This window comes from Microvirga sp. GN3 (assembly GCF_055792825.1).
In genome coordinates this window covers 1-23887 of sequence record NZ_JBVVAK010000059.1, presented here as the reverse complement: position 1 = coordinate 23887, position 23887 = coordinate 1, and the positions used below count along the sequence as shown (strand labels likewise).

The 23887-nt window shown below is 62.6% G+C and carries 27 protein-coding genes; 12 read left to right on the top strand and 15 right to left on the bottom strand.

Features of this window, described 5'->3' with window-relative positions; translation table 11 throughout:
- Positions 1–2: 2 nt before the first annotated feature.
- The 10 genes from ACS5Q1_RS24905 to ACS5Q1_RS24860 all read right to left on the bottom strand — a co-directional run bounded on the left by ACS5Q1_RS24905 (position 3) and on the right by ACS5Q1_RS24860 (position 8029).
- Complete coding sequence (locus tag ACS5Q1_RS24905) at positions 3–848, bottom strand: CoA transferase subunit A (RefSeq protein ID WP_473100691.1); 846 nt, start codon at positions 846–848, stop codon at positions 3–5.
- 21 nt (positions 849–869) lie between these two features.
- Positions 870–1496: a protocatechuate 3,4-dioxygenase subunit alpha gene (gene pcaG, locus ACS5Q1_RS24900; RefSeq protein WP_473100690.1), complete on the bottom strand. Its 627-nt coding sequence runs from the start codon at positions 1494–1496 to the stop codon at positions 870–872.
- Entirely contained in the window at positions 1496–2221 is a 726-nt protein-coding gene (pcaH, locus tag ACS5Q1_RS24895) for a protocatechuate 3,4-dioxygenase subunit beta (RefSeq protein ID WP_473100689.1), read from the bottom strand. The genes pcaG and pcaH overlap by 1 nt, the downstream gene beginning before the upstream one ends.
- Before the next feature lie 50 nt (positions 2222–2271).
- Positions 2272–2640: a 4-carboxymuconolactone decarboxylase gene (gene pcaC / locus ACS5Q1_RS24890; protein ID WP_473100712.1), complete on the bottom strand. Its 369-nt coding sequence runs from the start codon at positions 2638–2640 to the stop codon at positions 2272–2274.
- 31 nt (positions 2641–2671) lie between these two features.
- Complete coding sequence (pcaD, locus tag ACS5Q1_RS24885; protein ID WP_473100688.1) at positions 2672–3466, bottom strand: 3-oxoadipate enol-lactonase; 795 nt, start codon at positions 3464–3466, stop codon at positions 2672–2674.
- Positions 3467–3474: 8 nt separating this feature from the next.
- Entirely contained in the window at positions 3475–4191 is a 717-nt protein-coding gene (locus ACS5Q1_RS24880; RefSeq protein WP_473100687.1) for an ABC transporter ATP-binding protein, read from the bottom strand.
- On the bottom strand, positions 4172–4936 hold the full coding sequence (locus ACS5Q1_RS24875; protein WP_473100686.1) for an ABC transporter ATP-binding protein: 765 nt from the start codon (positions 4934–4936) through the stop codon (positions 4172–4174). Before ACS5Q1_RS24875 ends, ACS5Q1_RS24880 begins: the two co-directional genes overlap by 20 nt.
- On the bottom strand, positions 4933–5913 hold the full coding sequence (locus ACS5Q1_RS24870) for a branched-chain amino acid ABC transporter permease (protein ID WP_473100685.1): 981 nt from the start codon (positions 5911–5913) through the stop codon (positions 4933–4935). The genes ACS5Q1_RS24875 and ACS5Q1_RS24870 overlap by 4 nt, the downstream gene beginning before the upstream one ends.
- Positions 5914–5947: 34 nt before the next feature.
- Positions 5948–6811 (bottom strand): branched-chain amino acid ABC transporter permease, encoded by an 864-nt coding sequence (locus tag ACS5Q1_RS24865; RefSeq protein WP_473100684.1) that lies wholly within the window; start codon positions 6809–6811, stop codon positions 5948–5950.
- An 84-nt stretch (positions 6812–6895) separates the two neighbouring features.
- Positions 6896–8029: an ABC transporter substrate-binding protein gene (locus ACS5Q1_RS24860; protein WP_473100711.1), complete on the bottom strand. Its 1134-nt coding sequence runs from the start codon at positions 8027–8029 to the stop codon at positions 6896–6898.
- Positions 8030–8253: 224 nt separating this feature from the next.
- On the opposite strand from ACS5Q1_RS24860, the gene ACS5Q1_RS24855 reads away from it, so the two are divergent.
- Positions 8254–9030 carry an IclR family transcriptional regulator gene (locus ACS5Q1_RS24855; RefSeq protein WP_473100683.1) on the top strand — a complete coding sequence of 259 codons (777 nt, stop codon included), beginning with the start codon at positions 8254–8256 and terminating at the stop codon, positions 9028–9030.
- On the opposite strand, the gene ACS5Q1_RS24850 is transcribed toward ACS5Q1_RS24855, so the two are convergent.
- Positions 9027–9899: a 3-oxoadipate:acetyl-CoA acetyltransferase gene (locus ACS5Q1_RS24850; RefSeq protein ID WP_473100682.1), complete on the bottom strand. Its 873-nt coding sequence runs from the start codon at positions 9897–9899 to the stop codon at positions 9027–9029. The genes ACS5Q1_RS24855 and ACS5Q1_RS24850 overlap by 4 nt on opposite strands.
- A 439-nt stretch (positions 9900–10338) precedes the next feature.
- Here ACS5Q1_RS24850 and ccoN point away from each other — a divergent pair, with 439 nt between their 5' ends.
- From ccoN to ACS5Q1_RS24795, 11 genes are all read left to right on the top strand, one after another.
- Positions 10339–12006, top strand: coding sequence for a cytochrome-c oxidase, cbb3-type subunit I (gene ccoN, locus ACS5Q1_RS24845; RefSeq protein ID WP_473100681.1), 1668 nt, complete (start codon positions 10339–10341; stop codon positions 12004–12006).
- A gap of 11 nt (positions 12007–12017) precedes the next feature.
- Entirely contained in the window at positions 12018–12752 is a 735-nt protein-coding gene (ccoO, locus tag ACS5Q1_RS24840) for a cytochrome-c oxidase, cbb3-type subunit II (RefSeq protein WP_473100680.1), read from the top strand.
- Positions 12753–12764: 12 nt separating this feature from the next.
- Positions 12765–12920: a cbb3-type cytochrome c oxidase subunit 3 gene (locus ACS5Q1_RS24835; RefSeq protein ID WP_203439415.1), complete on the top strand. Its 156-nt coding sequence runs from the start codon at positions 12765–12767 to the stop codon at positions 12918–12920.
- A gap of 4 nt (positions 12921–12924) precedes the next feature.
- Positions 12925–13821: a cytochrome-c oxidase, cbb3-type subunit III gene (gene ccoP / locus ACS5Q1_RS24830; RefSeq protein WP_473100679.1), complete on the top strand. Its 897-nt coding sequence runs from the start codon at positions 12925–12927 to the stop codon at positions 13819–13821.
- Positions 13822–13952: 131 nt separating this feature from the next.
- Positions 13953–15422 (top strand): cytochrome c oxidase accessory protein CcoG, encoded by a 1470-nt coding sequence (gene ccoG / locus ACS5Q1_RS24825; protein WP_473100678.1) that lies wholly within the window; start codon positions 13953–13955, stop codon positions 15420–15422.
- 11 nt (positions 15423–15433) lie between these two features.
- A complete protein-coding gene (locus ACS5Q1_RS24820) occupies positions 15434–15931 on the top strand; it encodes a FixH family protein (protein ID WP_473100677.1) in 498 nt (165 codons plus the stop codon).
- Between the two features lie 11 nt (positions 15932–15942).
- The gene (locus ACS5Q1_RS24815; RefSeq protein WP_473100676.1) at positions 15943–18180 is read left to right on the top strand and encodes a heavy metal translocating P-type ATPase; all 2238 of its coding nucleotides are present in this window, start codon (positions 15943–15945) and stop codon (positions 18178–18180) included.
- 3 nt (positions 18181–18183) lie between these two features.
- Positions 18184–18333, top strand: coding sequence for a cbb3-type cytochrome oxidase assembly protein CcoS (gene ccoS, locus ACS5Q1_RS24810; RefSeq protein ID WP_203439410.1), 150 nt, complete (start codon positions 18184–18186; stop codon positions 18331–18333).
- Positions 18330–18983, top strand: coding sequence for a hypothetical protein (locus ACS5Q1_RS24805; protein WP_473100675.1), 654 nt, complete (start codon positions 18330–18332; stop codon positions 18981–18983). The genes ccoS and ACS5Q1_RS24805 overlap by 4 nt, the downstream gene beginning before the upstream one ends.
- 69 nt (positions 18984–19052) lie before the next feature.
- Positions 19053–19445 (top strand): hypothetical protein, encoded by a 393-nt coding sequence (locus ACS5Q1_RS24800; protein WP_473100674.1) that lies wholly within the window; start codon positions 19053–19055, stop codon positions 19443–19445.
- A 140-nt stretch (positions 19446–19585) separates the two neighbouring features.
- Complete coding sequence (locus ACS5Q1_RS24795) at positions 19586–20272, top strand: helix-turn-helix domain-containing protein (protein ID WP_473100673.1); 687 nt, start codon at positions 19586–19588, stop codon at positions 20270–20272.
- 168 nt (positions 20273–20440) lie between these two features.
- Here ACS5Q1_RS24795 and ACS5Q1_RS24790 read toward each other — a convergent pair whose 3' ends face one another.
- From ACS5Q1_RS24790 to ACS5Q1_RS24775, 4 genes are all read right to left on the bottom strand, one after another.
- Complete coding sequence (locus ACS5Q1_RS24790; protein WP_203439407.1) at positions 20441–20809, bottom strand: response regulator; 369 nt, start codon at positions 20807–20809, stop codon at positions 20441–20443.
- 113 nt (positions 20810–20922) lie between these two features.
- Positions 20923–21534 (bottom strand): response regulator FixJ, encoded by a 612-nt coding sequence (gene fixJ, locus ACS5Q1_RS24785; protein ID WP_473100672.1) that lies wholly within the window; start codon positions 21532–21534, stop codon positions 20923–20925.
- Positions 21524–23059, bottom strand: coding sequence for a PAS domain-containing sensor histidine kinase (locus ACS5Q1_RS24780; protein WP_473100671.1), 1536 nt, complete (start codon positions 23057–23059; stop codon positions 21524–21526). The genes fixJ and ACS5Q1_RS24780 overlap by 11 nt, the downstream gene beginning before the upstream one ends.
- A gap of 631 nt (positions 23060–23690) precedes the next feature.
- Positions 23691–23887: hypothetical protein (locus ACS5Q1_RS24775; protein ID WP_473100670.1), on the bottom strand; the 197-nt coding region annotated here is incomplete at its 5' end.

The window sequence follows — 23887 nt, the reverse complement described above, 5'->3', positions numbered from 1 at the left end:
TCTTACAATCCCTTCACGCGGCCGGCGAAGGCCTCGGGTCCCACTTCGAGCACGTTCTCCTTCATCCAGGCGGTGAAGAGATCGCGGTCGGCGGAGATCTTGTCCCATTCAAGATAGGCGGCGTTGTCGCGGTCATAATAGCCGTGGGTGTAGGACGGATGCGCCCCGCCCGGCACGTGCACAATCGAGGTCACTGTCCAGTGCGGCAGCACGCAGAGGTTTGGATGAAGGTCGTCAAAATCCTCCACGATTTCCTCGACGGTCACCACCGAGCGCTTGGCCGCGAGAATGGCTTCCTTCTGCACGCCGATGATACCTTCCACCAGCACGTCCCCTCGCCTGCTGGCCTTCTGGGCGTGGATGAAGGCCACGTCCGGACGATGCGCCGGCACGGCGGCCAGCTCCTCGCCGGTGAAGGGACAGGTGATGCTCCTGATATTCGGGTTGACGTCTTTCAGGCCCGCGCCGCGATAGCCCCGGAAGACGGCGCAGGGCAGGCCTGCGGCACCTGCCTCATAGGCATTGGCCATGGATGCGTGGCTGTGCTCCTCGGTCTCGATGCCGCGCGGCCAGCTGTTCTCGATGGCATCGCGCATGCGGCGCAGCAGGCCGACGCCTGGGTTGCCGGCGTAGGAGAAGATCACCTTCTTGGCGAGCCCCATGCCAATCATCTGGTCGTAGATGATGTCGGGGGTCATGCGGATCAGGGTCAGGTCCTTGCGGCCCTGGCGGATCGCCTCATGGGCGGCCGCGTGCGGAATGAGATGGGTGAACCCTTCGAAGGCGACGGTATCACCATCGCGCAGGTTTTCGGCAACGGCCTCTTTGAGGCTCTGGAACTTGGCCATGATACGCTTTCAAATCGGCAATCAGATATCGAAGAAGACGGTTTCCTTCTCACCCTGGAGGTGGATGTCGAAGGTGTAGGTCGGCATGCCGCTCTCCTCGCTGCGCGAGGCGATCAGGGTCGGAACCCGGAACTTGTGCTCGATGCGCGCCAGAACCGGGCATTCCGCGTTGGCAGCCTCTTCGTCGCCGAAATACAGGCGCGTGTGCAGGCCGATATTGATGCCGCGCGCCACAATCCAGATCGTGATGTGCGGCGCCATGAGGCGGCCATCCTTGTAGGGCACGCGGCCCGGCTTGATCGTCTCGAAGCGGTACTCGCCCGTGGTGCCGTCCGTCGGCTGGCGGCCCCATCCGACGAAGTTGGGATCGGCCTGGCCGCGCTTCTCCTCGGGGCTGTTGTAGAGCCCCTCCGCATCGGCCTGCCAGATCTCGAGCAGGGCGTCCTTGATCGGGTTGCCGCTGCCGTCGAAGACACGGCCCTTGACGATGATCCGCTCGCCCTTGGTGTCGGGACCGACGAGGACGAGGCCGAGATCCTCGTCCCACACGCCGGTGATCTCGACCCAGTTCGGCGTCGCGCCGATATGGACGTAGGGGCCTGCCGTCTGGGAGGGCGATTCCTTGAGCGTCGTAAGCTTCTGAAACATCAGTTCCCCTCCATCCGGTTCTCGAACATGGTCGAGCGGCGGCCGCGCAGGACGATGTCGAACTTGTAGGCGAGCGCGTCCATGGGCAGCGTGGCGTTGCGGTCGAGCACGGCGGTGAGCTGGTCGATGGCCGCCTTGTCCGAGATCGTCGAGACGATCGGGCATTGCCAGATCATCGGGTCGCCCTCGAAATACATCTGCGTGATCAGGCGCTGGGCGAAGGCGTGGCCGAAGAGCGAGAAGTGGATATGCGCCGGGCGCCAGTCGTTGACGCCGTTCGGCCAGGGATAGGCGCCGGGCTTGATGGTGCGGAACCAGTAGCGTCCCTCCTCATCCGTGATCGCGCGGCCGCAGCCGCCGAAATTGGGGTCAATGGCGGCGAGATAGGTTTCCTTCTTGTGGCGGTAGCGCCCGCCCGCATTGGCCTGCCAGAACTCGACCAGAGTGCCGGGCACGGGCCGCGCGTTCTCGTCGAGCACGCGGCCGTAGACGATGATGCGCTGGCCGATGGCCTCGCCGGTCTTGGCAAAGTTGCGGATGAGGTCGTTGTCGAGCGGCCCGATCGTGCCGTGGCCGAAGCGCGGGCCGGTCATCTCGGAAATCGTGTTCTCAAGCGCGAGAAGCGGGTATTGCGGCGAGCGCAGCACCGACGTCTTGTATTGCGGCGTGAGCGCGGCTGGGTGCCAGCTCCGGTCCCGCTGATAATATGATCCTTGATCCGACATTTGGCTCTCCCTGGCAGCGCCGGACAGCGCCGCGCCAACAACCCGTCCCGCTATTTCTTGGGCTCGGGATTTGCTTCCATTTCCGCAAAAGTCTTTTTGACGATCTTGATCGCGTGGTTGGCGGCAGGCACGCCGGCATAGACCGCCACGTGCAGCAGCGCCTCCTTGATGTCTTCCTTGGTCGCGCCCGTATTGCGCGTCGCGCGGACATGCATGGCAACCTCATCGTCCTGCCCGAGCGCGGCCAGGAGCGCGATGGTGACGATGGAGCGCTCGCGCTTGGTGAATCCCGGCCTCGCCCATACCGAACCCCAGGCACCTTCGGTGATGAAGGTCTGGAAATCCTGGTCGAACTCCGTCATCTGCGCGCTCGCCCGGTCTACATGAGCATCCCCCAGAACCTGACGGCGCACCATCATGCCCGCCTTGTAGCGCTCGCTCTGTTCCTTTTCAGACAAGTCCGGCCTCCTGGAGATGCTGGCTGATGAGTTGCGACAACACGGCGGGCTTCTCGACGCAGGGAATGTGCCCAGCCCCATTGATCAGCGCGAAGCGCGCGCCGGGGATGAGGTCCGCCGTGCCCTTGACCACCTCGGCCGGCGTCGATCCGTCCTGATCGCCGGCCACGCACAGGGTCGGAGCCTTGATCCGGCCGGCATCTGGCCTCAGATCCGCATCGCGGATCGCCGCGCAGGTTCCCGCATAGCCATGGGCCGGCGTGCGCACCAGCATGTTGCGCCAGCCGGCGACCTCATCGGCATGAGTTTCGCGGAACAGCGGTGTGAACCAGCGCTGCAGGACGTTGTCCGCAAGCGGCTCGATGCCGCCGTTCTCGACACCGGAGATCCGCTCGACCCAGAGTTCCGGCGTCCCGATCTTCGCGGCAGTACAGCACAGGGTAATCGTCTGGACGCGCCCGGGGCAGCGCACAGCCAGACGCTGCGAGATCAGGCCGCCAACGGACAGGCCGACGAGGGAGAAGCGCTCGATCCCGAGGAGTTCGAGAAGCCCCAAAAGATCGTCCGCATGCTCGTTGATCGAATAGGGAGCCGGCGGTGCGTCGGAGAGGCCGTGCCCGCGCTTGTCGTAGAGGACGACGCGGAATCGGTCGGTAAAGGCCGGCACCACGTCCTGCCAGATGCGGAAATCGCTCCCGAGCGAATTGATGAAGACGAGAGCGGGGCCGTCGGAGGGCCCGAGATCCTGGTGGTGCAGAACGATTCCGTTGACGCGTGTGAATGCCATACCCCACCTCAATGCAGCGAACCGACGCCGATATAATGCTCAACCAAACCCTGATCGGCGCGCAAAGCCTCGCTCGTCCCCTGCCAGGCGATCCGCCCCCGCTCTAGGACCAGGACGGATTCCGCGAAATCGAGCGCACTTTCGAGCCGCTGCTCGACCAGCAGGATCGTCATGTCGCCACTGGAGGCAAGCCGGGTAAAGGCGGCCATGAGCTCCTCGCAGATGACCGGAGCCAGGCCCTCTAATGGCTCGTCGAGGAGAAGCACGGACGGGCGGCCGAGGATGGTGCGAGCCGTCGAGAGCATCTGCTGCTCACCGCCGGACAATTGCCAGCCGAGATTGCTCCGTCGCTCGTGGAGGCGGGGAAACATGTCATAGGCTTCCTGAATGACGCTGCGCGGCCGGTCCTTCAGCCCGACGATCAGGTTCTCCTCCACCGTCAGCGAGCGGAAGATATCCCGCGTCTGCGGCACGAGGCCGATGCCTCGGCGGGCACGCTCTGAACTCTTGAGGGATGACACATCGGCACCGCCGACTAGGATCTCGCCGCCATAGCGCCGGTTCATACCCATGAGCGTGGAGAGCAGCGTGGTCTTGCCCATGCCGTTGCGGCCGAGAATGGACAGGCGCGCGCCGGACGGCACGGAGAACGACACATCCTCCAGGACCACCGTCGGGCCGTAGCCCGCACTCAATCCGCGGACTTCAAGCGACGCTGCGGGCATGGGCGTAGTTCCCCAGATAGGCCTCACGGACCTTTTGGTTGGCGGCGACCTCCGATGGCAGCCCCTCGAAAATGATCTCGCCCGCTGCCAGCACGACCACGCGCTTGGCGAAGCGGAAGACAAGATCCATGTCGTGTTCGATCATCAACACGGCGAGGCTCGGTGGCAGGCGCTCCAGCGCCTGTTCAATTCTCGGCGTGTCGCTCGACGGCACGCCGGCGGCCGGCTCGTCGAGAAGCAGCACTTTCGGCCGCAGCGCCAGCGCGATGCCGATTTCCAGCAGGCGCTGCTGTCCATAGGCGATCTCGCCGACCCGGCGCCGCGCCACATCCAGCAGACCGAGCGTGGAGAGAATGCCCTCGACCTCGCCTGCCACTTCGGAATTGCCCGTGAAGCGACTGAGAAACCGGTTGGCCTTGCCCTCGCGCTGCAGCACGGTCAGGGTCACGTGCTCCTCGGGTGTCATCTGCGAGAACAGTCGCGTGACCTGGAAGGTGCGCACGAGCCCTTTTCGGACGCGCTGCACGGCACCGAGCCTCGTGACGTCCTCGCCGTTGAGGACGACGCGCCCGGCGCTCGGCTGGATCTGCCCCGTCACCAGATTGACGAAGGTGGTCTTGCCAGCGCCGTTCGGGCCGATCAGGGCGAGGCGCTCGCCGGGCGCCATCGTCAGAGAGATATTCCTGCTGACGGCGAGGCCGCCGAAATTCTTGGTCAGGCCCTCGACGCGAAAGAGATCGCTCATGCCTTCCCCCTCTTCGCGCGATGGCCCGATGCGGAAAACCTGTCCAGGAGCCCGCTCAGCCCGCCGGGGGCTGCCAGCACCACCGCGATCAGCAGCGCGCCGACCATGGTCATCCAGTGGAACGGGTTGATCGCCGAGACGATGTGCTCGAAGCCCATGAAGATCACCGTGCCGACCAGCGCCCCGTAGAGGGTGCCGAGCCCGCCGAGCACCAGCATGACGAGGGCATTCGCGGACAACTCGAAGCTCACGCTGTCGAGGCCGACCACCTGAGTGGAGATCGCTGCCAGTGCGCCGCCCATGCCAGCGACGGCCCCCGAGATCACGAACATCTTCAGGAGCACCGGGAACACGAAGGAGCCCATGGCGCGAATGCGGATCGGGTCCTGCTTGATGCCCCGGCACAGCATGCCGAAGGGCGAGGCGATGATGAATTTCAGGACGATGAAGACGAGAACCAGCAGGGCGAGGCCGAAGAGATAGGCGGTGCGGCCCCACAGGTCGAACTCGAACATGCCGAAGAGCGGGCTCACCATCAGCCCTGCCAGCCCGTCGCTGCCGCCGGTATAGGTGGACGCCTTGTTCGCGGCCTCGTGGAAGAGCTGGACGATGGCAATCGAGAGCACGAGCTGAGCGAGCCCGTGCGCCCGCAGCATGATCGTGCCCATGAGAAGCCCGGCCACAGCGCCGGCAACCGCGCCGATGAGGATGAGCGTCAGGGGCTCCGTAACGCCGTTCACGCAGGCGATGCCGGCCGCATAGGCGCCGGCCCCGAAGAGCGCAGCCTGCCCCAGGGTTGCGACACCGCAATATCCTGTGATGAGATCGATGGAGAGGACGAGGAGCGCAACAGCAATGACCCGGGTCAGGAGCGCGAGGTTGTCCGGGAACAGCCAGTATCCTGCAAGGCCCGTGGCGATGATGAGCGCCGTGCCTATGACATCCCGCAGCCAGCGCCGTTCGGACGAAACAGGCACTGCCACTCTCTCCGTTTGAGCAATCACCTGCACGTTACTGAGCCCTTCCGAAGAAACCGCGCGGGAACACGCAGACGATGGCAATCACCGCGGCATAGAAGAAGAAGTTGCCGAACTCCGGCATCAGATAACGCCCGGTCGTATCCACTGCGCCGAGGAGAAGGCAGGCGACGACCGCGCCGGGGATGGAGCCCGCGCCACCGACCGAGACCACGACGAGGAAGGTCACCATGTAGCGCAGGGCGTAATAGGGTTCGATGGGCAGGAACTCTGCGCCGACCACGCCGCCGAGCGCCGCCAGCCCGATGGCGATGGCGAAGCTGATCGCATAGACCACTTGCGTGCGCACGCCGAGCGCATCGGCCATGGCCGCGTTGTCGACGGTCGCCCGCAGCTTGATGCCGAAATCGGTCTTCTCGATGAGAAACCAGAGCCCGCCGGCGACGACAATACCGCAGGCCATGACGAAGAGCCGGTGCGCGGCGATGGTCTTGAAGCCGACATCCACCGGCTGGCTCAGGCTGCCGGGAAGCGGAATGGTCTTCAGGGTCGGTCCGAAGAAATAGTTAGTAATGCCGATGACGCAGAAGGTGATGCCGATGGTCATCAGCACCTGGGTGAGCTCGGGGCTGCCGTAGATCCGGCGGTACAGCAGGCGCTCCAGGGGGATGGAGATGATCACCGTGCCGATGATCGCCAGGAAGATGGCGACCGCATATCCCATCCCGAGATCGCGCGCAGCGTAGGACGCGATATAGCCCGCGATCATGGCGAAGGCGCCATGTGCCAGGTTCACCACCCGCATCAGGCCCATCGTCAATGACAGGCCGATGCAGATGATGAACAGAGCCATGCCGTAAGCAAAGGCGTCGATCGCGATGCTGAGGATGGTCTGCATGGAATATCCCGGACGCGTGGCGGATCGGCTGATGGGAGAGCGCGACTTCAGGTGCAGCGCCCTCGGAGTTCACTTGTGTCGCGCTTACTGGGTCGCGAGACCAGGATCCTTCTGGTTCGGGAAGGTCTGGATTTCCTTGTTGATGGACTTGCCGTCCGCACCCTTGGCGACTTCGCGCAGATAGATGTTCTGCGTGATGTGTCGCGTATCAGGCTCGATCCGCGCAGGCCCGCGCGGGCTCGTCCACGCGAGTCCCTTTACGGCGTCCACCGCCTTCTGGGCATCCTGCTTGCCGCCCGTGGCCTCGATCATCTTGTAGATGACGTGCATGCCGTCATAGGCGCCGACGGACGGGAACGAAAGCTGGTCGGCCGAGCCGATGGCCTTGGTGGCGGCCTCGACGAACTTCTTGTTCTCCGGGCTGTCATGCGACACCGCGTAATGGAAGCTGGTCTTCAGGCCGTCCGCCGCATCGCCGAGTGCCGGCAGATCGGATTCCTGCGTGAGATCGCCCGGCGCATAGAACTTGATGCCGGCCTTCTTGAGGCCCGTCTCGTTATAGGCCTTCGCAAAGCCGAGGGTCGGCGGGCCGGAGGGAAGGAAGGCGAAGAGGCCGGCCGCGCCGGAATCGCGCACGCGCTGCATGATCGGGCTGAAATCGGTGGTGTTCATCGGCATGCGGATGGATTCGACCACCTGCCCGCCGGCAGCCTCGAAGGCCTTCTTGAAGGCGTTCTCCGCATCGACGCCCGGGCCGTAATCGCTGACGATCGTGATCACCTTCTTAACGCCTTCATCGACGGCAACCTTGCCGAGAGGCGTTGTCGTCTGCGCCGTGGTGAACGAGGTGCGGACCACAAGCGGCGAGGTATTCATGATCGCGGAGGTCGCCGCGTTGAAGATGACGAGCGGCGTGTTGGCCTGAGCGAGCAGCGGCGTGATCGCCATGGCATCAGGCGTGAAATAGACGCCGCCGAGGTACTGCACCTTCTCCTTCACCACCAGTTCCTGCGCCAGGGCGCGCGACTGGGCCGGGTTGGCGGCGGGAAGATCGCGGTAGATCACCTCGATGTCGTTGCCCTTCACCGACTTGCCGTTCAGCGCCATGTAGGCCTCGACGCCGGCCTGGAAATTCTTGCCCTGCAGCGCGAAGGGGCCCGAGAACGGGCCGATGATGCCGATCTTGATCGTCTCGGCATAGGCCGGGACCGAACCCATCAGCAGAGCGCCGATGGCAGCGCCAAGAATTCTTTTCGAAGCTTTCATTCCGTTCCTCCCTCTGAGCTGCCTCGATCTCATTGTCCAGGATCGCGGTTTTCTCATCCTATCGTCTAGCCTTTTGTGCGCATTGCGAACATTGAAAGCTATATCGCACATGTAGTACGGTTTAGACAGCTGGTGTCAAGGCTACCAAAGTCCAGCATACCCTTTTGGAGGACGAGATGCAGGGTGAAGTGGAGAATCAGGGCGGCGACCGGGACTTCGTGGCAAGTCTCGAGAAGGGCCTCCTCGTGATCGAAGCTTTCGATGCCAGCAGGCCGCGGCTGACCCTGTCGGATGTAGCGAAGCTGACCGGCATTACCCGAGCTGCCGCCCGCCGCTATCTGCTGACGCTCACCAAGCTGAACTACGCCGATTTCGACGGGCGCTATTTCACCTTGAGCCCGCGCATCCTGCGTCTCGGCTACGCCTATCTCGCATCCGCTTCGCTTCCGGCCCGGGTCCAGCCCTTCCTGGAGCGTATTTCCGAGGAGACGGGCGAGTCGAGTTCGGCCGCGATTCTGGATGGCGACGACATCGTCTACATCGCCCGTTCCGCCACGCGCCGGATCATGTCCATCGGTTTGGGGGTGGGAAGCCGCCTCCCCGCCTATTGCACGTCCTTGGGCCGCGCGATCCTGGCCTACCAGCCCGAGGCCGCGATCGAGGCTTACCTCCAGCGCGTCCGCCTGGAGGCGAGGACGCCAAAGACCGTCACCGACAAGTCCGAGTTTCGCGCTGTCCTGGAGGCCACGCGAAACCAGGGCTATGCCCTCGTGAATGAGGAACTCGAATTCGGCCTGCGTTCCATTGCCGTGCCGGTGGTGCAGAAGAACGGTCAGGTGACGATTGCGCTCAACCTCAGCGCCCAGGCCGGGCGTGTATCGGCGGACGAGATGCGGGAGCGCTTCCTGCCTTCGCTGAGCGCGGCGAGTGAGGCACTTCGATATATGCTCTAAGGTATGGCGACAGGCTGGCAACCGAGCAGAGCGCGAGCCTCCTCGGGCGTTGCGATGCGATGCCCGTGCCGCTCGACGGCGAGTACCGCATGCTCGACCAGTTCCGCATTGCTGGAAGCGAGCCGCTCCTTGGTGGTGCGGATATTGTCCTCAAGCCCGGTACGCACCGCGTCTGCTCCACGGACGAGAGCCCAGTCCATCACCTTGGCCTGCTGACGGCCGATTCCCGCCGCCGTCCAGGTGCAGTTCGGGAAAAGGTGCTTGGCTTCTTTCAGAAGAATGTCGAGCAGCCGCTCCTCGGCCGGCAGCGCATTCTGCACGCCGAGGACGAACTGGATATGCGGCTGTTCGTCGAGCAGCCCTTTGTCGACCAGACGCCTGGCGCTGTGGAGATGGGAGAGATCGAAGATCTCGATCTCCGGGCGGATGCCGAGCTCCCTCATCTTGTCGGCCATCTCCTCGACCAGCACCGTGTGGTTCTCGTAGACGATGGCGGGAAAATTCACGGATCCGGTCGAGAGCGAAGCCATATCGGGACGCAGCGCGAGGGCGCTGCTGCGCTGGCTCGGGTCACGCCCTCGCCCGCCGGTCGAGAACTGGATGATCATGCCCGGGCAGTGCCTGACGATTCCGGCTTGCACGACAGCGAAGCGCTCCGGATCGGATGAGGGCGTCTCGTCGTCGTTGCGCACATGGATATGGACCAGGGTGGCGCCGGCTTCAAAGGCCTGCCGGGTCGACTCGATCTGCTCGGTCGGCGTGATCGGCACCGCCGGATTGTCCGTCTTGCGCGGGACCGATCCTGTAATCGCAACGGCAATGACGATGGGCTTCACGCGTTTTCTCCCCACCGGCTCTGAAGGCTGCATGGGCTCCAGCGGGACATAGGGCATCCACCTGGAAGAGCGAGGAGAAGGATTGAAAATTCTGCTTGGGGCTAAGACACATCCGATTGCGGCGTCCAACCGGTCTTTGATTTGGATCAAGGCCTCTGACATTTCTGTTAGGCACGATGTCGGCGCCCCTGAACCCCTCGCCTGCTGCATAGGCACATCTACTCTGCACCAGGTTTCCCACTGCTCCTCATTTCAAGCCGGGTATGACCCGCGAGATCGCGCATTCGGGCTTGAAGACTAGGCGTCGGACGGCTTTTGTCCCTGTCCTTGCAAGATGCCGGACAGGTGGGCCGCTTGAGAGCCGCCAGTCTCGTTTGATCTGCATCAATGCCCCTTCCCGGCCCCCTCCTTAAACGAATCTGCTGACGGCAAAGCTCGCGGCTTCGCCGATGTTCTCAAAAGGTTGAAGCCTATGGCTCAAGCGGTAGCACCCTCAAAGGGAATGACTTTCGGCGAAATGGGCTCAGCCCTTGCCTTCGCCGGATTGGCGCTCCTCAGCATCATCATCGCGGCGAAGGCCTATACGCCCGAATACGCCTTCCATGCCTATCTCTTTGCCGCAGCCAGCGTGGCGGCGGTTTTCGCCATCGTGAACCGCTACTACGAGCGCCCTGCGGAGCTGCCCCCGCTGACCATCGGCGGCAAGCCGAACTACAACATGGGCCCGGTGAAGTTCGCGACCATCGCCTCTGTGGTCTGGGGCATCGCCGGCTTCACCATCGGTCTTCTGATCGCGACCCAACTCGCCTTTCCGGCGCTCAACTTCGACACATCCTGGCTGTCGTTCGGGCGCATGCGGCCGCTGCATACGTCGGCGGTGATCTTCGCCTTCGGCGGAAACGTGCTCATCGCCAGCTCGTTCTATGTGGTGCAGCGCACCTGCCGCGCACGCCTCGTCGGCAACATCGCACCCTGGTTCGCGGTTCTCGGCTACAACTTCTTCATCGTGATCGCGGGCACGGGTTACCTGCTCGGCATCACGCAGGGCAAGGAATATGCGGAGCCGGAATGGTACGCCGACCTTTTCCTGACCATCGTATGGATCACGTACTTCCTCGTCTTCCTCGGCACCGTCATTCGCCGCAAGGAGCCTCATATCTACGTGGCGAACTGGTTCTATCTCGGGTTCATTCTCGCCATCGCGGTCCTGCACCTCGGCAACAACCCGGCGATTCCCGTTTCGATTTTCTCGCCGAAGAGCTACATCCTGTGGTCCGGCGTCCAAGATGCTCTGGTGCAGTGGTGGTACGGTCATAACGCGGTCGGGTTCCTGCTCACTGTGCCCTTCCTTGCCATCGTGTACTACTTCATACCGAAGCGGGCGGAGCGGCCGGTCTATTCCTACCGCCTCTCTATCATCCACTTCTGGTCCCTGGTCTTCATGTATATCTGGGCGGGACCCCACCACCTGCACTACACCGCCCTGCCCGACTGGGCGCAGACGCTGGGCATGGTGTTCTCGGTCATGCTGTGGATGCCCTCTTGGGGCGGCATGATCAACGGTCTCATGACCCTCTCGGGCGCCTGGGACAAGCTTCGCACCGATCCCGTACTGCGTCTCATGGCCGTGTCGCTGGCCTTCTACGGCATGGCGACCTTCGAGGGCCCCCTGATGTCGGTGAAGGCCGTGAACTCGCTGTCGCACTACACTGACTGGACCATTGGCCACGTGCATGCCGGAGCTCTCGGCTGGGTCGCCTACATCTCGTTCGGAACCGTCTACTGCCTGGTTCCTTGGCTGTGGAACAAGAAAGAGCTCTATTCCATGAAGGCCGTTTCCTGGCACTTCTGGGTCTCGACCCTTGGCATCGTGCTGTACATCTCGTCGATGTGGGTCGCGGGCATTCTCCAGGGCCTCATGTGGCGCGCCTATACCAGCCTCGGCTTCCTCGAATACTCCTTCATCGAGACCGTTGCAGCGATGCACCCCTTCTACATCATCCGTGCACTCGGTGGCGCTCTCTTCGTGGCCGGCAGCCTGATCATGGCCTGGAACGTCTGGAAGACGATCACCTCGGCTGAATCGGCTGTCGCGGACGGGGCCCTCCCCGCGCAACCCGCACTCATTGCTGCGGAATAAAGGAAACGATCATGTCACTCTGGTCCCGTCACAAGATATTCGAGACCAACTCGATCATCCTCATCATCGGTGTGCTGATCGTCATATCCATCGGTGGCCTCGTGGAAATCGTGCCTCTTTTCTACCTGAAGAGCACGATCGAGAAGGTGGAGGGCGTCAGGCCCTACACTCCGCTCGAGATGGCCGGCCGCAACATCTATGTGCGTGAGGGCTGCTACAACTGCCACAGCCAGATGGTCCGCCCCTTGCGCGACGAGGTGGAGCGCTACGGTCACTACTCGCTCGCGGCCGAGAGCATGTACGATCGGCCGTTCCAGTGGGGCTCCAAGCGCACGGGCCCGGATCTCGCCCGTCTCGGCAACAAGTATTCCGACGACTGGCACAGGGATCACCTGAAAGATCCCCGCGCCGTCGTGCCCGGCTCGATCATGCCGAGCTATCCCTGGCTTGAGAAGACCGAGCTCGATGCATCGGCGATTGCTCAGGAGCTGAAAGTGCAGGCGACCCTCGGCGTGCCCTACAGCGAGGAGATGCTGAAGAATGCCGAGAGCGACATCCGCGTCCAGGCCAATGCCGACGACCCGAATGCCATTGATCTCGCCAAGCGCTACCCGAAGGCCCAGTCGCGCACCTTCGACGGCAATCCGCAGAAGGTGACCGAAGCCGACGCTCTGATCGCCTATCTGCAGATGCTGGGCACGCAGGTCGACTTCAAGCTCTACGACAACAAGGCCAATGTGCGCTGAGGACGAACGATCATGCCAGCAGCCTACAAATTCTTCGCTGAACTCGCCCAGACCTGGGGGCTCCTCTACTTCGTCGCCGTCTTCCTGGCGGTGCTGATCTACGCCCTCGCTCCCTCGCGGAAGGACCGCTTCGATGCGGCTTCGCGCATGCCTCTCCAGGAGGATTGATCCCATGGCCCAAAGAACCTACGAAGGGCATCATGAACAGGTCGACGCCGTCACCGGCGTCGCCACCACCGGGCATAGCTGGGACGGCATCCAGGAACTCAACAATCCGTTGCCGCGCTGGTGGCTATGGACCTTCTATGCCAGCATCGCCTGGGCGATCGCCTATTGCATCGCCTATCCCGCCTGGCCGCTGGTCTCGTCCTATACCAAGGGCGTCCTCGGCTGGCAGTCGCGGGATGCGGTTGTCGCTGATCTCGACGCTCTCAAGCAGCAGCGTTCCGGCATGACGGCGAAGCTCGCTGGAGCTTCTCTGGAAGAGATCAGGCAGAATCCTGAAATGTTTGCCTTCGCACTGGCTCAGGGCAAGACGGCGTTCGGCGACAATTGCGCCCCCTGCCACGGCGCGGGTGGCGCTGGTGCAAAAGGCTATCCGAACCTGAACGACGACGATTGGCTCTGGGGTGGCTCGCTCACGCAGATCGAGCACACGATCCGCTACGGCGCCCGCTCGACAAGCGATCAGGGCCATACCGGCTCCATGCCCGCCTTCGGTCGCGACGGGATGCTCAAGCGCGAGGAGATTTCCCACGCGGCCGACTACGTCCGTTCCCTGTCGGGCTTACCGACGGACAAGGGCGCCAATCTGGCAGCCGGTGCCAAGGTCTATGCCGACAATTGCGCGGCCTGCCACGGCGACAAGGGCCAGGGCAGTCAGGATCTCGGTGCGCCCAACCTGTCGGATAAGATCTGGCTCTTCGGCTCCGACAAGGCGACCATCGTAGAGGGCCTGATGAACGGGCGCGGCGGCGTCATGCCGACTTGGCACGGACGTCTGGACGACACGAGTATCAAGGCACTGACCCTCTACGTTCATTCTCTGGGCGGCGATCAGAGGCCTTGAACCTGTTCGGACACCGATCGGTAAGCGGCCGGAGGGTGACCTCCGGCCGTCGCTTGATTTGAATCAAGGCAGCTTGGCTTGCCGCATCGTATCCCGTCGTCATTCAGATCGAGACGATTGCGACAGATTCGATGGCTGACGCCCCCCTTCCTCATAATCTCGGAGCTGCCTCTCCTGCCCAGGCGGATGATGCCCCGCTCTACGCTCCCCGCAAGCAGATCTACCCCACGGCCTTGAAGGGCCGTTATCGCACGATCAAGTGGATCGTACTCGCCGTCACCCTCGGCATCTATTACTTCCTGCCCTTCATTCGCTGGGATCGCGGCCCAAACGCGCCCGATCAGGCCATCCTGGTCGATCTCGCCAACAGCCGGTTCTACTTCTTCTTCATCGAGATCTGGCCTCAGGAAGTCTATTATATCACCGGCCTTCTGGTGCTGGCGGCTCTCACACTCTTCCTCATGAACGCCGTCGCGGGCCGCATCTGGTGCGGCTATCTCTGCCCGCAGACTGTCTGGACCGACCTGTTCTATGCCGTCGAGCGCTGGGTCGAGGGCGACCGGCGCGAGCGGATGCGCCATGACAAGGAGAAGTTCACCATTGGCGTCCTCAGCCGGAAGGCCCTGAAGCACTTCATCTGGCTCATGATTGCCTGGTGGACCGGCGGTGCCTGGGTGCTCTATTTCGCCGATGCGCCAACCCTGGTCTATGAGCTGGCGACCTTCCACGCGCCCTTCGTGGCTTATGTCTGGATCGGAATCCTCACCTTCACGACCTACACGCTCGCCGGCTTCATGCGCGAGCAGGTCTGCACCTATATGTGCCCCTGGCCGCGCATTCAGGCTGCGCTGACGGACGAATATGCGCTGAACGTCACCTACCGCTACGACCGCGGCGAACCCCGCGGCTCGGTGAAAAAGAACGAAGCTCTGAAGCTCCAGGGACTGCCCGCAGGCGATTGCATCGACTGCAGTCAATGCGTGGTCGTGTGCCCGACCGGCGTCGACATCCGCAAGGGTCTGCAGCTCGACTGCATCCAGTGCGGCCTGTGCATGGATGCCTGCGACAGCGTGATGGACAAGATCGGCCGTCCGCAGGGCCTGATCGCCTACGATACGGACATGAACGTCCAGGCGCGCATCGAGGGCCGTCCGGAGGTTCGCCGCATCCTGCGCCCACGCACCCTCTTCTATGCCGGTCTCATCGCCCTCGTCGGCGCGGTGATGATCGCCTCGCTTGCCATGCGCCAGAGTCTGTATCTGACGGTAATGCATGACCGCAACCCGCTGTTCGTGCGCCTCTCCGACGGCTCGATCCGCAACGGCTTCACCATCCGGATCGCCAACAAGAACCTCGACGTACACCGCTACGTTCTCAGCGTAGAAGGATTAACCGAGGTGAAGGTCGATGTGGTAGGCGGCGAGATCGACCAGCAGGGCCGTTCCATCATCACCGTCGGACCGGACCAGACCCTGGAGGCCCGCGTGCTGGTGACGGACACCGCGTCGACAGCGGAGGACTCGACCTCGCTCCGGTTCGTCCTGACCGACCTCGCCACCGGCGATATCGCCAGCACGAGCGATCACTTCAAGGCACCTTAAGGATAGGCCCCATGTCCACCACAGCCGCCACAACACGGTCGCCGAGACCTATCACCGGGCGCACGGTCCTGCTCTATTTCGTGTCCTTCTTCGGCATTATCTTCGCCATGAATTTCTACATGGTCCGCGTCGCCATCTCGAGCTTCAGCGGCGTCGAGACGGAGAGCGCCTACAAGGCCGGATTGTCGTTCAAGAACGATGTCGCAGCGGCCCATGCTCAGGACGCGCGCCACTGGTCGGTGGATGCCGCCCTGCAGCGGGGAGATGCCGCTGGTCTCATCATCACGGCAAGGGACGCCCAGGGGCAGGTGCTGGCAGGCCTCACCCCAGAGATCCGGTTGGCTCATCCCACGGACAAGCGCCGCGATATGCCGCTCGAGTCCGTCGAGCTGACACCGGGCCGGTTCAAGAGCCTCACCTCCATGCCGGAGGGCCAGTGGGATCTCGTCATCAATCTGAAGCGTGAGACGGAAACCGTCTTCCGCTCCAAGAGCCGCATCTCGCTCTGAGGATTTTCGCAATGGCCGAGACCCTCGACCTCTCCATCTACGTGAAACGCCAGGACGACGGCACAGCCCATCTCGACCTCGCAGTCGAAGGCATCGACTGCGCCGCCTGCATCGACGAGATCGAGGGCGGCTTGTGCCGGCTGCCGGGCGTTCTGGACGTGCGGCTGAACTACACCAACCATCGCCTTGCCGTTGAATGGCGCGACGGAGAGCTTTCACCAGGCCATGTGGTGGAAGAACTGCAGCGGCTCGGCTACCGGGCTCATCCTTTCCAGTCCAGGCTTGTGGAGGAAGAGGAGGACCGCCGCGCCAAGTGGCTTTTGAAGTGCCTCGCGGTGGCAGGCTTTGCCTCCATGAACATCATGCTGCTGGCGGTCTCCGTCTGGTCGGGCAACGTCACGGATATCACGCCTGAAACCCGTGACTTCTTTCATTGGCTAGCTGCGCTCATCGCCCTCCCGGCTGTCGCCTATGCCGGTCAGCCCTTCTTCCAGAGCGCCATGAATGCGTTACGCAACCGGCGCACCAACATGGACGTGCCAATCGTCATTGGCATTCTGCTGGCACTCACCGTGTCAGTGGTCGAGACAATCAATTCTGCCGAGCACACCTATTTCGACTCGGTGGTCATGTTGCTCTTCTTCCTGCTCTGCGGCCGTTATCTCGATCAGGCCATGCGCCGGAAGACCCGTGCGGTCGCGAGCAATCTCGCCTCGTTCCGGGCTGAAGTCGCGCACAGGATCGAAGAGAATGGCGAGGTCATCCTGCTGCCGACCGCTGCCTTGAAGGCCGGCGACCGGGTACTCGTGCGTCCGGGTGAGCGCATTGCGGTTGACGGGATCGTACTCTCCGGTTCTTCCGAGGTCGACGAGAGTCTCGTGACCGGCGAGACAGCCCACCGCGCTGTCAGAGCCGACAGCCAAGTCTATGCAGGAAGCATGAATTACAACGGCACCCTGACCCTGCGCGTGACCGCTGCGGGCAAGGGCACCCTGCTCGATGAGGTCGAAAGGCTTCTGGAGAATGCGGCCGCCGCGAAATCACGCTACGTGCAACTGGCCGACCGGGTCGCGAAGATCTACGCGCCGGTCGTGCATACCGCAGCAGCAATCACGGCCCTGACCTGGATCGCGACCGGCGCGTCGGTCCATGACGCCCTGATCACGGCCATTGCCGTCCTCATCATCACCTGCCCCTGCGCCCTGGCGCTCGCCATCCCCGTGGTCCAGGTCGTCGCCTCCGGCGCGCTCTTCCGCTCCGGCGTGTTCCTCAACGCGGGCGATGCCTTCGAGCGTTTGGCGAAAGTGGACACCATCGTCTTCGACAAGACCGGCACACTCACCCTGCCCACCATGAGCGTGGTCAATGCGTCCGATGTGGAGCCCGGTCTTCTGGAGGCAGCGAGCCGACTCGCGCTCTCGAGCCATCATCCTCTAGCCGCGGCTGTAGCGCAGCTGACTCCTGATCGCCGCCCCTACGACGGTGTGACCGAGGAGCCAGGCCAGGGCGTCCGGGCCGTGGTTGACGGCATGGAGATGCGCCTCGGCAGTCCCGCCTTTTGCGGCGCTGAAGACGTTGCAAACGAAGCCGCTGCGACCGATCCGACGGCTTCCGTGATCGCCTTTTCCTGGGGCAGGCAGCAGGCTGTTCTGCTCGTGCGACAGGCCCTGCGGCCGGATACCGTCGCTGTTGTGCAGAATCTTCTCCAGCGCGGCTTTGACTGTCGCATCCTGTCCGGCGACCGGCCGGAGGCCGTGGCTCCCATCGCCGCGACGCTTGGCATCGCGTTGTGGCGCGGCGGCTGCAAGCCGGCCGACAAGATCGAAGCGCTTGAGGCGCTCAAGAGCGAAGGCCGCAAGGTATTGATGGTTGGCGACGGCCTCAACGACGCTCCGGCACTCGCCGCAGCACATGTGTCGCTGTCGCCGATCAGTGCTGCCGATCTGACCCAGGCCCAGGCCGATGCGGTCTTTCTTGGCGACAGGCTGAAGCCTGTGCAGGACACCATCGAGATCGCCCGCCGTGCCCACAGCCTTATGCGCCAGAACCTGGGCATCGCCCTCGTCTACAACCTGATTGCCGTTCCCCTCGCCTTTCTCGGCTATGTCACGCCCCTGGTTGCGGCGCTCGCCATGTCGGGCTCCTCGACCATTGTGACCCTCAATGCCCTTCGAGCCCGCGGAAGCACACCTGCATCGCGCCCGGCACCAGCGCAATCTGATGTCATTCCGGCCGTACAAGGAGCCTGATCCATGGAAGTCCTGCTCTATCTTGTTCCGATGGCCCTCCTGCTCGGCCTGTCCGGCCTTGTGGCCTTCATGTGGTCGCTGAAGAACGGTCAGTATGACGATGTGCAGGGCGCGGCCGTGCGTGTCCTGTCTGATGACGATGTCCGGAAATGACCTCTCTGACGGCCATGCCCCGGGCGGGACAGCTCGAATGCATCTGTGAACCGGGAGCGCTGGGCGACACGGCCTCGGATCACCGCGGGACGGCGCTTCTCGCGGCGGGCTTTGCCTTCTCCGTGCTTGCCCAGGTCCTGATCCTGAGCATTCTGCCCTTGGCAGGACTATCGTTCGCACCGGGTGGGGGCTTGGCTACTCTTCCCTATGCCGCCTTCTATGTCGGTGCGGCCGTCGCGAGCCTTCCCGCCTCGTTCCTGCTCGATTCCTTTGGCCGCCGGGCGGCTTTTTCTCTTGGAGCAAGCCTCGGCGCCGCTGGTGGCCTGGTACTTGTGTGGGCGCTCGTGTCCCAGCATTTCGGGGCCCTCGTGCTGGGCGCGTTCTGGCTCGGAATCGCAGGCGGTTTCAGCCTGTTCTACCGCCATGCCGCCGTGCCAGTTGGCGGCAGGGGAGCCAGCGCACTCCTGATCATCTTCGGCGCCGCAACCCTTGCAGGCTTGATTGCCCCGACCATCGCTGGCCTCGCCGAGGCGCTGGCCGCGCCGCAGATCTTTGCGGGCACGGCTGCTGCAGCCGCTCTGGCACATGTGGGCTCCCTCATGATGACCGCATCGCTGCCCTATCAGAGGCACCGGGAGCGGGACGCATAAACGGCAGGCTCGCAGGAATGGCGCTCTATCCTTTTGCCGACCGCCATCGGCGCCCTCGGATGGTTCGCCATGACGGTCCTTATGGGTGCGACTCCCCTGGCCGTGATCGGCTGCGCGCCTTCAGAAGCCGTCGTGGGCGCCGTGGCATGGCATGTCATGGCCATGTATGCCCCGTCGCTGGCCCTGGCCGTCCTGCCGCGCCTTGCTCTACCAGTCCCCCTGTCTGTCGCCGGATGCCTTCTGCTGATGGCTGGGGCTCTGGCCTTCGTGCTAGCCGGTACAGCGGGAGGGTTCTCGGTCGCGGCGGCCCTTGTCGGCGCCGGATGGTCATTGGTCATGCTCGGCACCACGCTCTGGGTCCATGGAGGCGCTCCCGTCTCGCGAGTTCTTCTCGGCCTTCACGACGGCACGCTGCTGACGGGAGCGATCCTGGGTGCCCTGGCAGCCAACGTCTTTGCGTAGTTTTCAGCCGCTGGAAGCCGCCTTGATCATACTGCGCTCGACCTAAGGAAAACCCCTTAGGTATCAGACCTGAATTTCAGCCCAGCCTCGGCGGCAGTACCCATGAACTCACATCACGTTCACGAGTTCGCGAGGGTTCGATGCACACTGCGCTCCTCACCAAAGCCTCTTCTTCGGCCCTTCCCCTGTTCGCCCTGGAGGTTCCTCAGTTTCGCAAGCCCGCCGATGCTCCTCCCGCGTCGGTCGGCTCGGTACAGTCCTTCGCCAAGGATGAAGAAATCTTCGCCGAGGGCAACAGAGCCGCTTTCGTCTACAAGGTTCTCTCGGGTGTGATACGCACCTCCAAGCTCCTGACCGACGGACGCCGTCAGATCGACGCTTTTCATATGGCCGGAGATATCTTCGGCATCGAAGCCGGAGACGAGCATCGGTTCTGCGCCGAGTCCGTCGGCGATTGCGTCGTCGTCGCCTATCGCCGCAGCCATCTCGCGGCCTTGACCGGAAGAGACGCTCAACTCGCTCAGGACATGACGATGGGAATGATGCGCGCTCTCGTTCGTGCCCAGAACCATATGCTGCTGCTCGGCCGCAAGTCGGCCCTGGAGAAGATCGCGACCTTCCTTCTCGACCTGGCGGAGCGCACAGCCGATGACGACGCTCTGGATCTTCCCATGTCGCGCATGGATATCGCAGACCATCTTGGATTGACGATCGAGACCGTTTCGCGCTCCTTCACGCAGCTCGAACGGCAGGGTGTCATTGAGCTTCCTTCCGCCCGCCATGTGGTGCTGAGCAACAAGGCTGCACTCGAGCGCCTGAACGCATAGGCTAGGCTCAGGAACCTTCCTGGATGCAGTAGATCTTCCCAAGCTCAAGCATACCTATCGTGCCCTGCCGTTATAGCAACAGCAGGGCGCGATGCATTTTAGAAGAAGACGGTGCATTGAGCCGGCATAGAGCGATGCCGAAGCCTCAAACATATCGCTAAGAAAATGTCACGCGAGGGCCGCGTGGATGCTGTCGAGCAACTCACTGTCATGCAGCGGCTTCTCCAGCACGACCCGAAAGCCCGACCGGGCGGCGCGGCTATAGAGATCGTCGCTGACTTGGGAAGCGATGAGAATTGCAGGGCAGTCGATCCGGCGCTGCCGCAATTGTCCGACCAGTTCGATCCCAGTCATGCCCGGCATGTTGTAATCGATCACGAAGCAACCACCCTGCGGTAGATCCGACGCCGCAAGAAGTTCCGCGCCATCCTTGAACAGATGCACGGACAGGCCCTCAAGCTCCAGGGCGAACTTCAATGAGTTTCGGACCGCGTCATCGTCATCCACGACGATGACCGGTCCCGAGAGCTGAGACATCCGGAAAGCCTGTGTGATCCGTGGTCGTGGCCTGAAGATAAGAGCATTCGGCCAACATCGCGGATTATGCACAGCGCTTTCCGTTTCCCCACTCAGGAATATTCCTTAAGGGGCTATTTCGCCTCGATCAGGAGAGCGAGGCGGACGAGTTCCGACAGACTCTTGGCCTGCATCTTCGCCATGACATTTGCCCGGTAGATCTCCACCGTACGCGGGCTGATTCCGAGATCGTAGGCGATCATCTTGTTGGCCTTGCCAGCCACGAGCCCGTCGAGAACCTGGCGCTCCCGTTCCGACAGAGCATCGAACCGGCCTTGGATCTCGGCCACCTGGGCACCAAGATGGCTGTTCCTTTCCTGGCGCGCGAGAGCGGAACGGACAGCGGCGAGGAATACTTCGTCTCCGAACGGCTTTTCGAGGAAGTCGATTGCCCCCTCCTTCATGGCCTCGACCGCCATCGGCACGTCCGCATGACCGGTCATGACGATGACAGGGAGCGCAATCCCGCGTGCCTTCAGGCGCCGGATCAGTTCGATGCCGTCGATGCCCGGCATGCGCACGTCGGTAACAATGCAGCCCGCCTCTACACTTGGCGCATCATCGAGAAAGGCCGAGGCGGATTCGTGCAGGCGGACCGGAAGTCCCTCCGAGGCCAGCAGGAATGCCAGCGACTTGCGGACAGCCACATCGTCATCAACCACATGCACGGCCACATCATTCTGCATGCGCCATCTCCTCCCGTGCGACAATTCTTAGCGTGAAGCGGAAAGCGGTTCCCTCGCCCTGCTTCGATACGGCCCAGATCTTACCACCATGCGCTTCCACGATCGTACGGCAGATCGACAGGCCGACACCCATTCCATGCTTCTTGGTGGTCACGAAGGGTTGGAAGAGCTGAGCGGCCACCTCGGGCGCAAGACCAGGGCCGGTATCTTCAACACTCAACTCGACATGTCCCTCGTCCATCACGCGGGTGGCGACCCGGAGTTCCCGACGCTCCGTTTCCTGCATGGCTTCGATGGCATTGCGGATCAGGTTCAGCAGAACCTGCTGGATCTGAATCCGGTCGGCGAGCACGAAGGGCGCCTTGGGATCGAAATCGAAAACGACCCGGACGCCTTGCTCCTTGGCCCCGACAAGCGAGAGGGCACTCGCCTCCTCGATGAGCTTGGGCAGATTCTCGATATGACGCTCACTTTCGCCGCGAGCCACGAATTCGCGCAGATGACGGATCACCTGCCCTGCCCTCAGCGCCTGCTCCCCTGCCTCGTTGACGGCATCCCGGAGCATGGGGACGGTGTCCCCGTCCATCCGTTCAAGGATGCGGCGGCAGCCTTTGAGATAATTGGTGATCGCCGTCAGCGGCTGGTTGATCTCGTGGGCGAGCGTCGAAGCCATCTCACCTAAAGCCGTGAAACGTGACATGTGGACGAGCTCGGATTGAAGCTCCTGTAGACGTGTTTCCGTCTTCTGTCGTTCGGTCAGATCACGAATGAAGCCGGTGAAGTAGCGTATGCCCCCGGAATGCATCTCGCCCACGGCCAGTTCCATAGGAAAGGTCGAGCCGTCCTTGCGCTGACCGACGACGACGCGTCCAACCCCGATGATCCGCCTCTCTCCTGTATTGCGATAGCGCAACATATAATTGTCATGCTGGTCGCGGTACGGGGCAGGCATGAGGATTTTGACATTCTCACCAATGACCTCGTCGGGCTGATATCCGAAGAGACGCACAGCCGTCGCGCTGAAGGACTGAATGCAGGCCTGCTCGTCGATGACCACCATGGCATCCGGAACAGTCTCCAGGATCGACCGCAGATGTGCCTCGCGCGTTTTCAGTGCCTCCTCGGCCATGACCCACTCGGTGATATCCCGTGTGGTCATGGCAATGGCGCCTCTTCCGATATCCGTACCATCAATCGGCGTCATCGTGACAAGGGCCATGAAGGCTGAACCGTCCCTGCGCAGCCGGAGGCCTTGAGCCTCGTGGCGCCCTCTCTCATGGGCGGATTGGAGGTCCTGACGAAGGGTACCAGCACTATCGTCCGGCATGTACAGAATGGAAGCTGAACGCCCAATGACCTCTTCACCGCTCCATCCATGGATATGCTCGGCGCCGCGGCTCCAACCGGCGATGTTCCCATCGGAGTCGAGCACGATGAAAGCGGTATCCGTGACAGCATCGATAAGAAGCGTAGCAATCTTATCGTGGACGGATGGCTGGCTGGGTTTTGAACTTGTCTCTGACACTAAGACCTCACTGCGCAGGACATAGCATAACGATCCCGAGCCGTAATCCACCAGCGCGCATTCCTCACGACATGTCGTCGGGCATGTTAAATCGCCGCCGCCCTTGTAACCGCAGGAATGCTAACTATATTACTTTCTCGGGACCTTGACTTCGAGCTTGTTGGCTCAGCAGCATATTTCTCCGGACGAGCTTCAAGTCCCTCTTGCATTTCGATTCAAAGCCTTTATATCGGCGCCTCCTTTGTGGCGTTGCGCGAGCGGGGCTGCGGGATTTTTCCATCATGGCGGGTGTCCGGGTTGCGGGGCAGCGATGCTCCGGGGCGGGATCCGGCTGGTGCGTGGACCGGGGGCGATCCCGGTCGGTGGCCATGAGCTTTTGCGAGCTCCTCTGGCGGTCTTTTCCAGTCATGGCGGCGGGATTTTTGGTCCTGCGGCAGGTTTGGCGCAGCAACGACACCGTTTCTGCGCGCGGGATGACTTTGTCTCGACTTGGGTTGCGGCAAGAACATCTTCGAACGGCGTCGCGAAAGCTTCAAAAAACTTTCACGAGGCCGGTTGACAGGAATGAGGCCAGCGACTAGATCAGCGTCATCGGCGGCGCGGTTCGGTTCGAACGGCCTGCCCCACGGCCTCAAGAGTTCGATCCTCCTTCGGGACGGGTTGAGCCTCTCGCGGTTGTTTGGTCGTCTCCTCCTGGAGGCGTTTGTTCTTTGACAAGTGAAGAGAGAAGAGAAGCGTAGGCGGCGGTGTCCTTGCGGATCGTTCGATGAACGATCGTGAGAATATCGACCTGTTCTATGCTTTGGTGAGTACACCGCTTCAGTGGCA

What these genes read in the sequence shown, in the direction of transcription:
- fixJ (WP_473100672.1), bottom strand. Translation starts at nt 21,534, where the DNA reads ATGCAGAATGATGTGGCCGTGCATGTGGTTGATGACGATGTGGCTGTC.
- ACS5Q1_RS24880 (WP_473100687.1), bottom strand. Translation starts at nt 4,191, where the DNA reads ATGCCCGCAGCGTCGCTTGAAGTCCGCGGATTGAGTGCGGGCTACGGC.
- ACS5Q1_RS24905 (WP_473100691.1), bottom strand. Translation starts at nt 848, where the DNA reads ATGGCCAAGTTCCAGAGCCTCAAAGAGGCCGTTGCCGAAAACCTGCGC.
- pcaG (WP_473100690.1), bottom strand. Translation starts at nt 1,496, where the DNA reads ATGTTTCAGAAGCTTACGACGCTCAAGGAATCGCCCTCCCAGACGGCA.
- ccoN (WP_473100681.1), top strand. Translation starts at nt 10,339, where the DNA reads ATGGCTCAAGCGGTAGCACCCTCAAAGGGAATGACTTTCGGCGAAATG.
- ACS5Q1_RS24795 (WP_473100673.1), top strand. Translation starts at nt 19,586, where the DNA reads ATGCACACTGCGCTCCTCACCAAAGCCTCTTCTTCGGCCCTTCCCCTG.
- ACS5Q1_RS24820 (WP_473100677.1), top strand. Translation starts at nt 15,434, where the DNA reads ATGTCCACCACAGCCGCCACAACACGGTCGCCGAGACCTATCACCGGG.
- ccoP (WP_473100679.1), top strand. Translation starts at nt 12,925, where the DNA reads ATGGCCCAAAGAACCTACGAAGGGCATCATGAACAGGTCGACGCCGTC.
- pcaC (WP_473100712.1), bottom strand. Translation starts at nt 2,640, where the DNA reads ATGATGGTGCGCCGTCAGGTTCTGGGGGATGCTCATGTAGACCGGGCG.
- pcaD (WP_473100688.1), bottom strand. Translation starts at nt 3,466, where the DNA reads ATGGCATTCACACGCGTCAACGGAATCGTTCTGCACCACCAGGATCTC.
- ACS5Q1_RS24815 (WP_473100676.1), top strand. Translation starts at nt 15,943, where the DNA reads ATGGCCGAGACCCTCGACCTCTCCATCTACGTGAAACGCCAGGACGAC.
- ACS5Q1_RS24875 (WP_473100686.1), bottom strand. Translation starts at nt 4,936, where the DNA reads ATGAGCGATCTCTTTCGCGTCGAGGGCCTGACCAAGAATTTCGGCGGC.
- ccoG (WP_473100678.1), top strand. Translation starts at nt 13,953, where the DNA reads ATGGCTGACGCCCCCCTTCCTCATAATCTCGGAGCTGCCTCTCCTGCC.
- ACS5Q1_RS24860 (WP_473100711.1), bottom strand. Translation starts at nt 8,029, where the DNA reads ATGGGTTCGGTCCCGGCCTATGCCGAGACGATCAAGATCGGCATCATC.
- pcaH (WP_473100689.1), bottom strand. Translation starts at nt 2,221, where the DNA reads ATGTCGGATCAAGGATCATATTATCAGCGGGACCGGAGCTGGCACCCA.
- ACS5Q1_RS24800 (WP_473100674.1), top strand. Translation starts at nt 19,053, where the DNA reads ATGACGGTCCTTATGGGTGCGACTCCCCTGGCCGTGATCGGCTGCGCG.
- ccoO (WP_473100680.1), top strand. Translation starts at nt 12,018, where the DNA reads ATGTCACTCTGGTCCCGTCACAAGATATTCGAGACCAACTCGATCATC.
- ccoS (WP_203439410.1), top strand. Translation starts at nt 18,184, where the DNA reads ATGGAAGTCCTGCTCTATCTTGTTCCGATGGCCCTCCTGCTCGGCCTG.
- ACS5Q1_RS24790 (WP_203439407.1), bottom strand. Translation starts at nt 20,809, where the DNA reads ATGTCTCAGCTCTCGGGACCGGTCATCGTCGTGGATGACGATGACGCG.
- ACS5Q1_RS24835 (WP_203439415.1), top strand. Translation starts at nt 12,765, where the DNA reads ATGCCAGCAGCCTACAAATTCTTCGCTGAACTCGCCCAGACCTGGGGG.
- ACS5Q1_RS24805 (WP_473100675.1), top strand. Translation starts at nt 18,330, where the DNA reads ATGACCTCTCTGACGGCCATGCCCCGGGCGGGACAGCTCGAATGCATC.
- ACS5Q1_RS24855 (WP_473100683.1), top strand. Translation starts at nt 8,254, where the DNA reads ATGCAGGGTGAAGTGGAGAATCAGGGCGGCGACCGGGACTTCGTGGCA.
- ACS5Q1_RS24865 (WP_473100684.1), bottom strand. Translation starts at nt 6,811, where the DNA reads ATGCAGACCATCCTCAGCATCGCGATCGACGCCTTTGCTTACGGCATG.
- ACS5Q1_RS24850 (WP_473100682.1), bottom strand. Translation starts at nt 9,899, where the DNA reads ATGCAGCCTTCAGAGCCGGTGGGGAGAAAACGCGTGAAGCCCATCGTC.